Origin of the sequence: Saliphagus sp. GCM10025317 (assembly GCF_042663665.1) — an archaeon.
In the GTDB taxonomy this organism is placed as follows: domain Archaea; phylum Halobacteriota; class Halobacteria; order Halobacteriales; family Natrialbaceae; genus Natronosalvus.
In genome coordinates this window covers 749,512-763,431 of the sequence record NZ_JBHTAQ010000005.1, presented here as the reverse complement: position 1 = coordinate 763,431, position 13,920 = coordinate 749,512, and the positions used below count along the sequence as shown (strand labels likewise).

General features: G+C 64.1%; 15 protein-coding genes. 7 read left to right on the top strand and 8 right to left on the bottom strand.

Annotated elements, in window-relative coordinates:
• Window positions 1-507 (bottom strand): hypothetical protein, encoded by a 507-nt coding sequence (locus ACFQS4_RS05840; RefSeq protein WP_497902722.1) that lies wholly within the window; start codon window positions 505-507, stop codon window positions 1-3.
• Window positions 508-709: 202 nt separating this feature from the next.
• Here ACFQS4_RS05840 and ACFQS4_RS05835 point away from each other — a divergent pair, with 202 nt between their 5' ends.
• The 4 genes from ACFQS4_RS05835 (at window position 710) to ACFQS4_RS05820 (ending at window position 5,183) form a co-directional block, all read left to right on the top strand.
• The gene (locus ACFQS4_RS05835; RefSeq protein WP_497902721.1) at window positions 710-2,137 is read left to right on the top strand and encodes an NAD(P)H-hydrate dehydratase; all 1,428 of its coding nucleotides are present in this window, start codon (window positions 710-712) and stop codon (window positions 2,135-2,137) included.
• Window positions 2,130-2,756 (top strand): cyclic pyranopterin monophosphate synthase MoaC, encoded by a 627-nt coding sequence (locus ACFQS4_RS05830; protein WP_497902720.1) that lies wholly within the window; start codon window positions 2,130-2,132, stop codon window positions 2,754-2,756. The genes ACFQS4_RS05835 and ACFQS4_RS05830 overlap by 8 nt, the downstream gene beginning before the upstream one ends.
• Before the next feature lie 183 nt (window positions 2,757-2,939).
• On the top strand, window positions 2,940-4,238 hold the full coding sequence (locus ACFQS4_RS05825) for a polysaccharide deacetylase family protein (RefSeq protein ID WP_497902719.1): 1,299 nt from the start codon (window positions 2,940-2,942) through the stop codon (window positions 4,236-4,238).
• A 216-nt stretch (window positions 4,239-4,454) separates the two neighbouring features.
• Window positions 4,455-5,183: a DUF7847 domain-containing protein gene (locus ACFQS4_RS05820; RefSeq protein WP_497902718.1), complete on the top strand. Its 729-nt coding sequence runs from the start codon at window positions 4,455-4,457 to the stop codon at window positions 5,181-5,183.
• A 77-nt stretch (window positions 5,184-5,260) separates the two neighbouring features.
• Here the strand turns inward: ACFQS4_RS05820 and ACFQS4_RS05815 are convergent, their stop codons facing one another.
• The 6 genes from ACFQS4_RS05815 to ACFQS4_RS05790 all read right to left on the bottom strand — a co-directional run bounded on the left by ACFQS4_RS05815 (window position 5,261) and on the right by ACFQS4_RS05790 (window position 9,654).
• Window positions 5,261-5,758 (bottom strand): type II toxin-antitoxin system VapC family toxin, encoded by a 498-nt coding sequence (locus tag ACFQS4_RS05815; protein WP_497902717.1) that lies wholly within the window; start codon window positions 5,756-5,758, stop codon window positions 5,261-5,263.
• 6 nt (window positions 5,759-5,764) lie between these two features.
• Window positions 5,765-6,076, bottom strand: a complete 312-nt coding sequence (locus ACFQS4_RS05810; RefSeq protein WP_497902716.1) for a hypothetical protein — start codon at window positions 6,074-6,076, stop codon at window positions 5,765-5,767.
• Between the two features lie 380 nt (window positions 6,077-6,456).
• Window positions 6,457-6,966: a PadR family transcriptional regulator gene (locus ACFQS4_RS05805; RefSeq protein ID WP_497902715.1), complete on the bottom strand. Its 510-nt coding sequence runs from the start codon at window positions 6,964-6,966 to the stop codon at window positions 6,457-6,459.
• A gap of 385 nt (window positions 6,967-7,351) precedes the next feature.
• Window positions 7,352-9,082: a bifunctional N(6)-L-threonylcarbamoyladenine synthase/serine/threonine protein kinase gene (locus tag ACFQS4_RS05800; RefSeq protein ID WP_497902714.1), complete on the bottom strand. Its 1,731-nt coding sequence runs from the start codon at window positions 9,080-9,082 to the stop codon at window positions 7,352-7,354.
• 124 nt (window positions 9,083-9,206) lie between these two features.
• Window positions 9,207-9,341 (bottom strand): 30S ribosomal protein S27ae, encoded by a 135-nt coding sequence (locus tag ACFQS4_RS05795; protein WP_497902713.1) that lies wholly within the window; start codon window positions 9,339-9,341, stop codon window positions 9,207-9,209.
• Between the two features lies 1 nt (window position 9,342).
• Window positions 9,343-9,654, bottom strand: coding sequence for a 30S ribosomal protein S24e (locus ACFQS4_RS05790; RefSeq protein ID WP_497902712.1), 312 nt, complete (start codon window positions 9,652-9,654; stop codon window positions 9,343-9,345).
• Between the two features lie 653 nt (window positions 9,655-10,307).
• Here ACFQS4_RS05790 and ACFQS4_RS05785 point away from each other — a divergent pair.
• Window positions 10,308-10,664, top strand: coding sequence for an SHOCT domain-containing protein (locus ACFQS4_RS05785; protein WP_497902711.1), 357 nt, complete (start codon window positions 10,308-10,310; stop codon window positions 10,662-10,664).
• A 41-nt stretch (window positions 10,665-10,705) separates the two neighbouring features.
• Here ACFQS4_RS05785 and ACFQS4_RS05780 read toward each other — a convergent pair whose 3' ends face one another.
• Complete coding sequence (locus ACFQS4_RS05780; protein WP_497902710.1) at window positions 10,706-11,704, bottom strand: WD40/YVTN/BNR-like repeat-containing protein; 999 nt, start codon at window positions 11,702-11,704, stop codon at window positions 10,706-10,708.
• A 405-nt stretch (window positions 11,705-12,109) separates the two neighbouring features.
• On the opposite strand from ACFQS4_RS05780, the gene ACFQS4_RS05775 reads away from it, so the two are divergent.
• Both ACFQS4_RS05775 and ACFQS4_RS05770 read left to right on the top strand, forming a co-directional pair.
• Window positions 12,110-12,943, top strand: coding sequence for an SDR family NAD(P)-dependent oxidoreductase (locus ACFQS4_RS05775; RefSeq protein ID WP_497902709.1), 834 nt, complete (start codon window positions 12,110-12,112; stop codon window positions 12,941-12,943).
• 77 nt (window positions 12,944-13,020) lie between these two features.
• Window positions 13,021-13,875 (top strand): undecaprenyl-diphosphate phosphatase, encoded by an 855-nt coding sequence (locus ACFQS4_RS05770; protein ID WP_497902708.1) that lies wholly within the window; start codon window positions 13,021-13,023, stop codon window positions 13,873-13,875.
• Window positions 13,876-13,920 lie beyond the last annotated feature (45 nt).

Below are 13,920 nucleotides of genomic sequence, written 5' to 3'. Positions count from 1 at the left end.
TTACGCGTCCCCGTCGTTCGCCTCGAGTTCGGCGAGCCAGGGCGGGCGTTCGGTGTGGGCCCAGGTGGCCCAGGGCGCCTTCTCGGCCGCGTAGTACGCCCGGTAGGCGTCGACGGGGTCGTCACGTCTGTACGCCTCGGGCATCGCCTGTGGTCGCGGGGTCGGCTCTACGCTCGGGAAGTCGATCAGGTCGGGATCGATTTGCTGGACGACGGCCCAGCTGGCGTGGTCCTCGCGCTTTTCGTAGCGCTCGCGAAACTCCGCGTTGAGTGCTTCGGCGTGGTCACGGAGGCGACGCCAGTTGGCTTCCGACTCGGTCGCCCACCGCGTGACCGGGTGGTTCGCGTGCGTCGAGGCGTAGAGGAACTCGTCGTCGCCGTCGTAGCCGTTCTCCCGGGCCGCCGTGCACAGCACCTGTGCGGCCTCGAGCAACAGCTTGTTGACGTGCTCGTCGCAGTGATAGCGAGCCGCCAGGCGCGGGTCCTCGTCGAGCCAGAAGACGTTCACGGGTGACGGTAGGGCTCGAGGGACCTAAGCGTCTCGCAGGCCGCGTTACGCCCACCACAAGCGACCCCGACGACTCGCAACCCGAAGTCCGTTCTCTCCAGCGGCCGGCGGTTCGTCAGCCGAATCTCGATTCCTCCGGCAATCGGCGACTCCTCACCCGAACCCCGCAATCTTCAACGGCCCGGACGGCGAAGGCCCGAGCATGATCACTGGCGAACGGATGGCCGCCGTCGACGAGAACGCCGCCGCGTTGGGCGTCCCGCGCCGACAACTCATGGAATCGAGCGGGAACGCCGTCGCTCGAGCCGTCGAGCGCGTCGCCGACCCCGGCACGCGGGTCGTCGTGGTCGCCGGCCGCGGAAACAACGGCGGGGACGCCCTCGTGGCCGTCCGCTTCCTCGAGGACTACGACCTGACGACGCTGTTGCTTGGTCGACCGGAGGCTATCGGGACCGACATCGCGCGAGCGAACTGGGAGGCGCTCGAGCGAGGCGAGTACGACGTCGAGCCGGTCATCGACTCGCGATCGTTTTCGCTGCCCGACTGCGACGTGATCGTCGACGCGATGCTCGGCACCGGGATCAGCGGCGACCTCCGCGAACCTGCGGCCTCGGCCGCTCGGGCGATCAACGCGGCCGACGCGACGGTGGTGAGCGTCGACGTCCCCTCCGGGTTCGACGCCGACGCGGGCGAGCACACCGACAACGGCGTCGCGGCCGACCACGTCGTCACCTTCCACGATACCAAACCGGGGCTCGAGGGCCTCGAGGCGACGGTCGAGGTCGCCGACATCGGCATTCCGGCGGCCGCAGAGCGATTCGCCGGGCCCGGAGACGTCGACCTCGCTCGGCCAGAAGATCGGACGGGTCGGGCGTTCGTCATCGGTGGTGGCCCCTACACCGGCGCGCCGGCGCTCGCCGCCCAGGCCGCGCTCCGGGCGGGCATGGAACTCGCGTTCGTCGCCGCGCCCGATACGGTCGCCGGAGAGATCCAGGGGTACGCCGAGGACCTGATCGTCCAGCCCTACGAGGGCGAGGTGCTGACGCCCGACCAGGTCGAGGGCCTCGTCGAGACGGCCGAGCGCCACGACGACGTGGTCGTCCTCGGACCCGGCCTGGGCACCGCCGAGGAGACCCTTGAGGCTGCCCGGCGATTTCTCGAGGCCTACACCGGCCCGGCCGTCGTCGACGCGGACGCTCTCGAGGTCGTGCCCGGCCTCGAGACCGAGGCGACGCTGGTCTGTACGCCCAATCGGCGCGAACTCGCGGGGATGGGCGGACCCGAGGCCGACGACCTCCGGGCAGTCACGGACGAGATCGAAGCCTTCGCGGCGGAGTTGGGCCACGTCGTCCTCGCGAAGGGGGCGGCGGACGTAATCTCCGACGGCGAGACGACCCGCATCAGCCGTGCTGGGACACCGGCGATGGCCGTCGGTGGCACCGGCGACCTCCTGTCGGGAATTACGGCGGGGTTGCTCGAACACGCCGACCCCCTCGAGGCCGCGACGGCCGCCGCGTACGTCAACGGCCGCGCCGGCGAGCGCGTCGCGCGTCGTCACGACCTCGGACTGGTCGCGTCGGACCTGCTCGAGGCGATTCCGGCGGCGATATGGGGTGAGGACGATGAGTGAGGATCGACCGGATACCGTGGACACCGACCGGAGCGACTCGACGGCGAGCGACCTCACCCACACGACCGACGACGGTGACGTCCAGATGGTCGACGTGGGAGCCAAACCTGACACTCGACGGCGGGCCGTCGCCATCGGCGAAATCCGGCTTCGAGAATCGACGCTCGAGGCGATCCGTGCGGACGAAGTGAGCAAGGGTGACGTGCTCGCGACCGCGCGCGTCGGGGCGATCCAGGCGGTCAAACACACCTGGGAGACGATTCCGATGTGCCACCAGATCCCGATCACGAACGTCGACACGGCGTTTCGATTCCTCGAGGATGGGGCGGACGAACGGGGCGGATCGGTTGGGGAAGACGACGTGGACGGGAGAGACGAGAGGAACGGTCCAGCCGACGGCGAACCCGTATCGGCCGCACTCGAACTCGAGGTCACCGTCGAGACGACGGGAAAAACTGGCTGCGAGATGGAGGCCCTCGAGGGCGTGACGACGGGGCTGAACGTCGTCTGGGACATGGTCAAGGCCGTCGAAAAGGACGCAGACGGTCAGTACCCTGCCACGCGAATCGAGCACGTTCGCGTACTCGAGAAGGAGAAGCGCTCGACGGACTCCGAGTAGGGAGTCGGCACGCGACCGGCCACCGGTAACGCCCTCCTACCCTCGTTACCGGGCGATTTCTCCGGATAGCGGCTCGATTCGAGCGGGTGAGTTTGCCGCGAAACCGTTCGGAAGTGGTGACCTACGGTGGCGCCAACCGGTTCATAACAATCCCCATCTCCCGTCGTACCCCCTGTCGGCGCAATGAAGCGACGTACCTATCTCGCAACGGCAGGCGCACTGACCCTCGGCGGTTGTATGGGCTTTGGTGAGACCGACGAACCGCGAGGAAACGACAGCAACTCGAGCGACCCGGACGGCAACGAAACCGGGAACGGCGATGGTAACGGCAACGGGAACGGCGACGGCAACGGAGAGGGCAACGGCGACGGCAACGGAGAGGGCAACGGCGACGGCGACGTGCCGACGGAAGCCGAAACCTTCGACGACTTCGAAGACCTCTCCGACTGGCAGGTCGTCTCCGGCTCGGCAACCCCCTACACCGACTACTCGGTCGTCGGCTCCCAGTCCGTCCTCCTCGAGGCGAGCGAAGAAGAGTCCCAGGTTCGCATCGCGCGCGAACTCGACGAACCCCTCGACGTGTCCGAGATCACGCCCGGACTGGCCGTGGCCTCCCACTCGACGGTCAACGTCGGCATCCAGCTCTACGACGAGACCCGCGACAAGGTGGTCTACCGCCAGCGGACCCACGGCATGTCCATCCGTCACGTGAACTTTGGCGTCGAGTACATCAACGGCGACCCCGACCTGAGCGCGATCACTGAGATCCACATCTCAATCTGGGTCGGCGACGGTACGACCGAGGCCTGGATCGACGACCTCCACTTCGTTCCCAAGCCCGACCCGACCGTCCTCCTCCAGTTCGACGGCGGCTACGAATCTCACCTCACTGAGGCCATGCCCCTCCTCGAGGAGTACGGCTACTCCGCGACGGCGTTCGTCCCCCCATCCCGTCTCCGTGCCTCCGAGGACGACGAGGGCGACCGCCTCACCGCAGACCAGGTTGCCGAACTCGCCGACGCCGGCTGGACCATCGGGAGCTACGGCGCTCTCGGCAACGACCTAACGGCCCTCGAAGGCGATCGGACGCCCGCGAGCGAAATCGAAGAAGCCGCCACCTGGCTCGAAGACGAGGGCTACGACGCCGAGTACGTCGCCTACCCGGGCGGTGCGTACAACGACGAGGCGATCGAGGCCGTCGAGGCGAACCACGAACTCGGCTTCACGGGCGGTTACCCCGTCAACGGCTACCTCACGAACGCCGCGCTGTGCCCGCGTCTCGTCCACCCCGACGGCGACGAGGCCCGCGAGGCCCTCGAGACAACGGCCGAACTCGGCGGCATCACCGCCATCTCGTTCGTCCGGTTCGACGGCGGCGTCGGCGAACTCGAGGCCACCCTGGGACACGTCCAGGAACTCGAAGAGGCCGGCGAGATCGAGGTCATCACGCCCCAGGACGTCGCCGGCGAGTACGTGCTCTAGGCCGGGTTCGGTTGCGTTTCTTTTGTAGAGGACTCGGGTGTCGAACGAGCGGCAGGTTCGGTCGGTTGAGTCGCGCTCAGTTATTTTGGCCGAGTCCACTCGAGCTGGAGAACTATCCTATGGTCTGGGGAAGGGGACCCGAGCTAGCGAAAACTGTCTGACTTCCAGACACATGTCTGAGTACTAGTATATGCTGCTCGAGCGCCTACTAGTCGTATGGGAATTCCTATTATCGACACAATGACTGATGGGTTCAAGCGCACCACGACTCGAAACGGACTGCGGTTCGTCGCCGTCTTCGCCATCCTCTCGATCGCGAGCGTCCTTCTATCGCCGATGCGACTCGACGCTGGTGAACCAGTAGTGCCGACCGTCGGGTTCGGCGGGGCGTTCGCCGGATTGCTCTCGATCATCGTCGCTATCGCCACCGTCGTCGCCGCGATCGTCGCTCTGCGCACGTTCGCCGCGGGCGAAACGGAGACGATCCCCGACGCGTTCGTGCGTCGAAACGTCGGCTGGGCGACGCTCAACGTGATCCTCGGCGGCATCGCGTTCGGGCTGATCGTCGCCTTCGGAACCGTCCTGTTCGTCGTTCCGGGGCTATTCCTGCTCGTCAGCCTCTACTACTGGGCCGTCTTCGTCGCCGTCGAGGACCAGAACGCGCTCGAGGGCTTTCGCAGCAGCTGGCAGCTCACCCGCGGCAACCGGCTTCGGCTGTTCGGCCTCGGTGTCGCCGTCTTCGTGACCGGTGCCGTCGTCACGGCGGCGTTCGCCCTGCCAGTCGCCCTGCTCGGCATCGTCGGAGGCGTGCTGGCTCAGGTCGTCAGTGCGACCATCACGGTGTACGTGCTCGCGACGACCGTCAGCGCGTACGAGCAGCTTCGCGACGGCGGGCCTGGCGAACGCCCCGACACTCAGCCAACCGTTCCGGGAACACCAGCCTGAGCGGTTCGTCGACGCCCTCCTTTCAGAAACACTGGCCGTGTTCAAAAGGTGTCGATGGATTAGCCGCGTAGTGTTACTCAATTCTGATTTCGATATGGGAGCGTCGTCACATCGAACGCATCGTAGTGCTGGTCGTACGTAAGAATGTGATCGACCTCCAGCGCGTCCATGTGTGCTGCAACGACGAAATCGGTGAATGACGCATCTAGATCCGTCCACTCGACGAACGTTGCTTTGGCGGCATCGAAGACGGCCTCGGAGACATCTTCGAACTGGTAGAGCGTACTCTCGTCAAGCGTCGTGAGGAACGAGACCGCGTTCCGCATCGATGACTGCTTTTTCAACCGCGTTGCCGCCTCGTCAACGATGTGGTCGTTGACGATGAGCCGACGATAGGGGAGGTCACCATCGCGAACGAACGCCATGAACGCCCGCGAGACCGGATGCATCCGATCGCGGGGGTTGAACAGTGCATAGAGGAACTTCGGGCCAACGACGACCTGGTGTCGAACGTGGCCAGGTCGAAAATGCTCGGCCGTGACCGTCCCAATCGGTGTGTCGACTGGCTCTGCCATGTGACGTCAGGATTGCGCGGATGGATCGTCGGCAAGCGTGAACGATTCCTCGCTACCGTCCCACTCCTCAAGGAGATCATTTTCGTCGCGAGCGTCAGTTTCCGCCGATGTTGGAAGTGAGTCTTCCTCGAGTTCGTCGAGGACGGTGAACGCTCGGTCGTTTGGATCCGCTCGCTGTTGTCGTTCGACCCACTCGATGAGCGCTTCGTGCCCGGCCTCTTTGAGCGACAGCCCGTGTTCTCGAGCGAACTCACGGAACTGTTCGTATTCGTCCCCGGTCAACTCCGTCTGGACGTGCTTAGTGTCGTTGCTGCTCATAGGGATCACAGTTGTTACTCATCTCTACTCGCCCATGGAATAAAAGATGTTCGCATGTCCGGTCTCATGAGACCGGCTACAGATGGAAGGCAAGATAGCGCACTATCCATTAGAAGTTGAAATACGAAGCCAGAACAGACCACGAGTCGATCGATGAGTGCTCGATATCTGGACCTCGAGGTGCTGTGCATAACTGGGGAAACGTCACAGTTCCCAGACGAACGCCGCAGCGAGTGCAGTGACGGCAACACAACGGTAACGCATTGTAACGAGAACATGCGGCAGCCAAATAAGCGATGGGAGCTCCCTAAAAACGTCGTTCCTGTGGCGTGTCGACGATATTCGGCAGATCGCTGTCGCAGTAGCAGCGGTTGTGGGAGTTACGTTGAGGTGAGTCGGGGGAGGAACGCAGAGAGCAGTAAACCGAACGCGAGGTGCTGGACCATCGTCGCCTCGAGCGTCGCACGTACGTGATCCTCGTTCGAAATCGAATATTCCTTCGTGCGGACCATCGGGTGCATCTCCAGGAAGGCCTCGTCCTCGAGGTCGTGAAGTGCTGGATACACGATGCCGGGACTCAACTGGACGTCGAAGTAAGTGGCTAACGTCGAGAGGAGTTCCTTGCCGTTAGCCCCGTCGTGGAGGGCGACGAGCATCAGGAGGACCTCGTCGAGGTTTTCTTTGAGAAGCGCATCCTCGAACCGGACGTCTTCGGCAGGGAGGACGCTAACGACCTGCGCCATCATCTCCTCGAGGTCACGTTCGACCGCGGACTGGTGGCTTTCGTTCCGTTCGACAGAGAGGGTGTTCGGTTCTGCCGCGGTATTCATCGACCCTTCGTTCGCTAATTTGTTGAGAATCGCGCCCGTGTGCTTCGTGTTATTACTCATGGGTGATCGCTCCTCGAGACTCGTGACCAGAAATCCGGCAGTCGTTCGTTAATTGATTCATGAAATACAAGAATACATATACGTGCTACGCCAAAAGACAGACTAGCTTGTCTTGAAGGTATGCGAAGCGTACCCAATGGCTAGCATGTGAAAATCGACCTGGCACAACCACTGTTGGTGACAGACGATTTGGGGACGTATTCGCTGTACGGTACGGTGGTGGCCAGTAGTGTGGGGATACGGTTCTTCCCAGGTCGTTGGAAGACTGACTCATCTCGAGTACGGAAAAGGACAATCCCACCGGTCGTGAACGACCCAATCCGCCTCAGCTTCGACTTCGGACTTGCGGCCCCGCTGTGACCAGGGAGTTCCAGAACGGCCCGAATCACTCTTTTTCGACGTACCGACCCCGGTGCTCGATCTCGCGGAGGCGCTCGAGGACTGCCCCGTCCCCGGCCTCGCGGTAGCCCGCCCGGAGCGCCTCCCTGAGCGGTTCGGGCTCGTCGGCCGTCCCGACCAGGCTCTGGTCGAAGACGTGGAGGTCCATCGCGTAGTCCTCGAGGTGGTCGGAGTGATAGCCCAGCCCGAAGTCGATCAGGTAGGTTCGGTCGGCGTCGACGCGAACGTTTCGCGTCGTCGGATCCCCGTGGACGAACCCCGCCTCGTGGATGGTCGCGAGCGACCGCCCAACGGATTCGACGCGGTCGACTGTCAGCGCCGCCTGTAAATCGTCGTCGCCGACGTACTCGAACTCGAGGGTCGCTTCCTGGAGATCGACGTCGCGAACCACCGGCGTCGGGACGCCCGCTCGTCGAGCGTGACTCGTGAGACGGGCCTCGAGGGTGGTCCGCTCGCGTCGCAGGCGCGCATCGAGGTCGGGGTGGCGGTAGCGTTTGGGGCGGCGACGCTTGCGGACGCGACCGGCTTCGGGCTCGAGGGTGACGACGGCTTCGGCGCCGCGAATTGTCGTCTCGCTCGCGGCTTCGTCGTCACTCACGCTCGTGGCTTCGTCCTCACTCTCGCTCGCGGCTTCGTCTCTACTCTCGCCGCCATCGTCTCCCCCGACGACGGCCCGATCCGGTTCGTCGCTCCGCCAGGTGACCGGCACCTGATCGGGTCGGAAGTCGGGGTCGACGCGGGAGTCCGAAATCTCGAGCGTGTCACCCACAGCGTACATCTTTGCGCCGAGGACGGCGATCATCCCGGCGTTGTCGCCCAGGAACCGGGGCTCGGGGGCGTAGAACTCGGCACCCCGGTCGGCGCACATCGTCTCGAGCATCTCGCGGAGGCGAGCATTGTGACCGACGCCGCCCCCGAGGACGAGTTCGTCGCTGCCGGTGAGCGAGAGCGCGCGTTCGGCGACTTCGGTGAGTATCGCGAAGATGTGTTCCTGGAGTGAAAAGCAGACGTCCTCGACGGCGTGGCCTTCGTCGACGGCAGCCTTCGCCGCGGACATGATCCCCGAAAACGAAAAGTCCATCCCCTTGACGACGTAGGGCAGGTCGACGTACTCGCCGTCTTTGGCGGCTTGCTCGACCTTCGGGCCGCCGGGGTGGGACCAGCCGACGTGTCGGGTGAATTTGTCGATCGCGTTGCCGACGCCGGTGTCCATCGTCTCGCCCAGGACGCGATAGCGCCCGTTGCGATAGGCGAGCAGGTGGGCGTTGGCCCCGCTGGCGTTCAGACAGACCGGATCGTCGAAGTCGGCCGCGTGGCGGCCGATTTCGAGGTGGGCGACCATGTGATTGACGCCGATCAGGGGTACCTCGAGGGTGCCCGCGAGCGCCCGTGCAGCGGTGCCGACGACGCGTAGGCAGGGACCGAGGCCGGGGCCGCGGGAGAAGGCAACGGCGTCGATCGGTGGCCGTTCGTCCGTCGTCTCGGCGGCGTGCTCGAGCACCGTCTCGACGACTCGCGGGATCGCGTCGTGCATGTGCTCGGCGGCCTCTCGGGGGTGGATGCCGCCGCTGTCGGGTTCGTAGGCGTCGGTCTCAATCACCACCTCGTCGCCGTCGTACAGGGCCGCACTCGCCGCCCACGCGGTACCCTCGATGCCGAGGACGCGCGGCGGTCGGTCGTCAGTGGGGCCGGGATTGGCACTGGAGTCAGTGGCCATCCTCGAGTCGGCGTCCGACTCACTACGGGTGTTTCGGGTCACAGCTGACGCTCCTCACGTGTGAAAAATTGTGGTCGTGATCGTGTACGGTTCAACACGGCGACGAGAGGCGACTCGAGCCGGCTTACGCCCACTCGGTGTAGCCGCACTTGCCGCAGTGCTGGCGGTCGCCGTGGTCGGCGAGGAACGAGTCCCCACAGCGTGGGCACTGTTCGCGCTCGACTTCGCCCTCGGCGTTGTAGAGTTCGTAGTGTGCCATCTCAGGCCTCCTCCGCTTCGACGTCGCTCTCGTCGGTGACGATCTTGTTGCGCTCGAGCATGTGCTCCTGTTCGACCTCGGTGGCGTGGGCGGAGGTCTCGTAGACCTTCGCGTGGCCGACGGTCTTGCGCATGCCGAACTTGGTGTCGAGTTTGCGGATGACGACCTCGTCGGCGTCCTTGTTCATTTTCGCGGCGAGGCTGTCACGGACCTGCAGACGCGAGGGCGTCGCCTCGTCGTGGGTCAGTTCAAACGTGACGTTCGTGCGGTGCAACATGGGATTTCCCTCCTCGGAGATGATGTCGACTTCCATGATATCACTCAGTTACTCTACTATGCCCGGGTAGCGCCTAAAAGGATTTCGAACCCGGGGGCGTGTCGGGCGGGCACACACTCGGCTCGAGCGACCACCCTCGGCGAATCCGTTCCCAGTCCCCGAAGTATCCCGTCGACCGGTTCAATGGGATCGCTGGTCGCTTCGACGTTGATCGGATGAAGCCCCGCCAGCTGTCCTTAGGTGATCGCAAAGAATTCGAAAATAGCCAATCCTGAAATAGCCTATTTCAGGATTGGCTATTCCAGAATCTACTCGAGCGACGTCGATCGAGCGATCGGTAACCGACGTCGTGGAAGTTATGCTCGTGTGGATGAGGATGGCGTGAATATATTCGTCTTCGAGCAGTGCGCCGATCGTCCGGACGTCGCTCTCCTCGCTCATTCGTATCGGTGGCCGTCCGAGGCGGACCGACGGACACTCGAGACACCCGGTACAGCAAGCGTGAGCGTGGGTGGCGAGAGTACTCAAAAAAACGAACACAGTCGCTGGACGAGCGACTGTCGGCTGCCACCGACGGCATTGCCTGGCGATTCGATCAGGCCGACGGCGCGGCTGTATTCGAGCTACGTTTCCTGTTTCGCGGGAATCTGGGTGGAGGAATAACGTACCTGGGCGCCGTATCCTGGAGTATGGCAACCGATGATTCGTTCACTCGAACGCTCCTGATCGTCATCGCTGCAATCCTGCTCGTGCCGGTCGTCATGATGGTCGCGATGATGCCGATGATGGGACTGTGGGGATGGGGCCACATGTGGGGCGGTGGTGCGTGGAACGGCTCCGGGGGTACGTGGATGTGGGTCCTCATGTCCCTCATTCCCGTGCTCGTGATCCTCGGTATCGGCTACCTGCTGTACAGCGCGATTCGCCGATCAGGCACTCGACAGAGCGATGCGGCGTTCGAAGAGTTACGATTGGCCTACGCTCGTGGGGATCTCTCGGACGAAGAATTCGAGGAACGCCGCGAGCGTCTCCAGAGAGATAGATAGGCGTTATTGCTTTTGGTTAGACCGGAAGATGGTTGTGTCGGTTATGCGACAATCGCCAGCCCGCGCGGCGTTTTGGACTCCGGCCCCTCCCAGTCCGCCTCGAGCACCGACCACGAGTCGCCGAAGTCCTGTGAGACGAAACAGCCGAGATTGTTGACGGCGTACACCGTTCCTTCAGACTCGGCGAAGATCGTCCGGACGACGCCCTCGCCCATCGGAAGGCCGCGGTCGTCGAGGCGCTCCCAGTCGGCGTCCGGTCCCGGTTTGCGGTAGGCGTAGGCCTTCGCCCGCGAGGCCGTGTGTGCGCTCGAGGCGCCGCTGGCGCTCGAGAGGAGCACCCGGTTGGGGTCGTCGGGATGAGGGACGACCGACCAGCAGTAGCGATGCTCGAGGCCCGTCTGTGGATGGTTCCAGGTCTCGCCGCCGTCATCGCTCTGGGCGTAGCCGTCACCCGCCGCGGAGTACACCCGGCCCTCCATCTCGGGATGGGTGGCGAGGCTGTGGTTGTCGATCCGCGAGCCCTCGGGGCGTTCCTGCCAGCTGTCCTCGGCTTCGTCGCGGATGACAAACGCCCCCGCCTCGATCCCCACGTAGAGGCGGTCGGGATCGTGGGGGTCGACCTCGAGCCAGCGCACGTGGTGGGTGTGGGGTCGCGGTGGGAAGTACCACTCCTCCTCGGAGGGGAGGTCGACCAGCCCTTCGAGGTGGGTCCAGGTGTCGCCGCCATCGTCGGAGCGATAGACGCGGCTGGGTTCGGTGCCCGCGTAGACGACGTCGGGGTCGTGGGGGCTGACCGTCGCCGCCATGACGGCCTCGCTGGCGAAGTCTGTCTCGAGTGCGTCGAAGGAGTCGCCGCCATCGGTCGATCGAAAGAGGCCGTCCTCGAACGTGCCGACGAAGACCCGGTCGGGGTCGTCTGGTGAGATGGCGACGCACTCAAGGTCGTAGCCCTCGAGGCGAGTCGACTGTGACCACTCGCTGTCGCCGTCGTCTCGGGAGACCAGCAACCGATTCGGAAGCGCCGTGTAGATGGTCGTCATAAAGTGGGATACGCCCTCGAGAGACACAAGCGTTCCCGTCGGAAACAACAGATTCGGGACGGGGCAAGCCACGGAGAGGATCTCACTCGAGAAGACGGACACAGTCGCAAGACTCGAACACCACACAACGGATCACGACGACCCGAAGGAACGTGGCACGAGTAACGTTCGACACCAAAACGGCCTACGTTGGATATCAGGCGAGCGCGGCCATCGGTTAGCTGTATTGGTCGGGTAACTAGCAAAACCGTGTGAGCAGACAGCGAGAACAATAGGGCGACGGCCTGACTCGTCAGTGCGAGTGGGTCGACGGATACCGCGACGGCTTTCGTTCGCACCCAGAACAGAACCTGTTCCCCAAAATTACTATACATGTATCGATGGATAGTATCGAGCGAGATTATCATGAAAGGTTTAGCTGGGAAGACGGCGCTCGTCACCGGAGCGGGATCGGGAATCGGTCGGGCGTCTGCACGGCGGTTCGCCGACGAAGGCGCCAACGTCGTCGTCGCCGACATCGTCGAATCGAGCGCCCGCGAGACCGTCGACCTGATCGAAGCCAACGGCGGCGACGCCACCTTCGTCGAGGTGGACGTCTCCGACCTCGAGTCGGTCCAGCAAATGGTCGACGTCGCGGTCGACACCTACGGGAGCCTCGACTTCGCGCACAACAACGCAGGCATCCTCACCGGCTTCACGGGGGCAGCGGAGTTGACCGAGGAGAAGTGGGACAAACTGCTAGACATCAACCTGAAAGGGGTATGGGCGTGCATGCGAGCCGAACTCCCCGTGATGGAAGCACAGGGTCACGGCGTAATCGTCAACACGACCTCCGAGGCGGGCTTAGTCGGCATGGGCGGCCTCGCCAGCTATTCGGCCAGTAAACACGGCGTCGTCGGCCTCACGAAGTCGGTCGCGCTCGAGTACGCCAGCCGCGGCATCCGGGTCAACGCCATCGCTCCCGGACCGACGAAGACGAACATTCAGTCGGGGATGCTGGGCATCGCCGCCGGCTCGCGATCATTGGTGGATCGAGTCCGGCTCGCGATCGGGATGGTGCGGATGGCCATTCAGACGCTCCGGTTCGAGTTCGATACCTCGGCGATGCGGGACGTCCCGATGGACCGCATCGCCGAACCCGAGGAAATGGCCGGCGCGGTCGCCTTCCTCTGCTCGTCCGACGCGTCGTACATCACCGGACACACGATCCCCATCGACGGCGGGCAGGCGGCCGACTGATTTCGAGTCGATTGGGGTTCGCTGACCAAATGGGAATGTAAACGGTCTTGTGTGTCCACCCGAGAGTCAGCCACGACATGGGGGCGTTCGTCGTTGCCGTCGCAGAGTCGGACCTCGAGTTGCTCGTCGCGATTCTCGCCGGGATCGTCCAGGGCGTCGTCGAGTGGCTGCCGGTCTCGAGCCAGGGCAACCTCTCGCTGTTTCTGACGCTCGTCGGCACCGACCCCGGCGTGGCGCTCCAACTGGCGCTGTTCTTACAGGTCGGTACGACCCTCTCGGCGGCGACGTACTATCGTGAGGAGATACGGGCGGCCCTAGAGTCCGTTCCTGAGTGGCGACCGAGTCGGGCCTACGAGGGGGAGAACGCGATCACGTCCTACATCGTCCTCGCATCTGCGATGACCGGCCTGGTGGGGATCCCGCTGTATATCTACGCCGTTGACCTCGCAGGGCAGCTAACGGGTGGGGTGTTCATCGGCCTGATCGGCGTGTTGTTGATCCTGACCGGCGTGATCCAGTTGCGCCTCGAGTCCGTCTCGATGGGCACTCGCGAGGAACCGACGCTGGTCGATTCGATCCTGGTGGGCGCCGTCCAGGGCCTCGCCATCCTACCCGGGATTTCACGCTCGGGGATGACCACGAGCGCCCTGTTGTTTCGGAGTTACGAACCGCCCGCCGCGTTTCGCCTATCGTTTTTGCTGTCGATTCCGGCGAGTCTCGGCGCGGCAGCGCTGACGATGGCCGGCGCCGGCGGGCTGCCCGGGATCGCGCCCGTGCCAGCTGTAGTTGCGCTGCTGGTGAGTGGGGTCGTGGGGTACCTGACCATCGACGCACTCATGCGAATCGTCGAGCGGGTGCCCTTCTGGGCGGTGTGTTTCGGCCTCGGCGGATTGGCGATCATCGGCGGGACGGTCGTTTCCGTGGTCGTCTAGATGCGATCCCGCGATCGCGTGAACGTAGCTGCTGGAGGCTGCGAG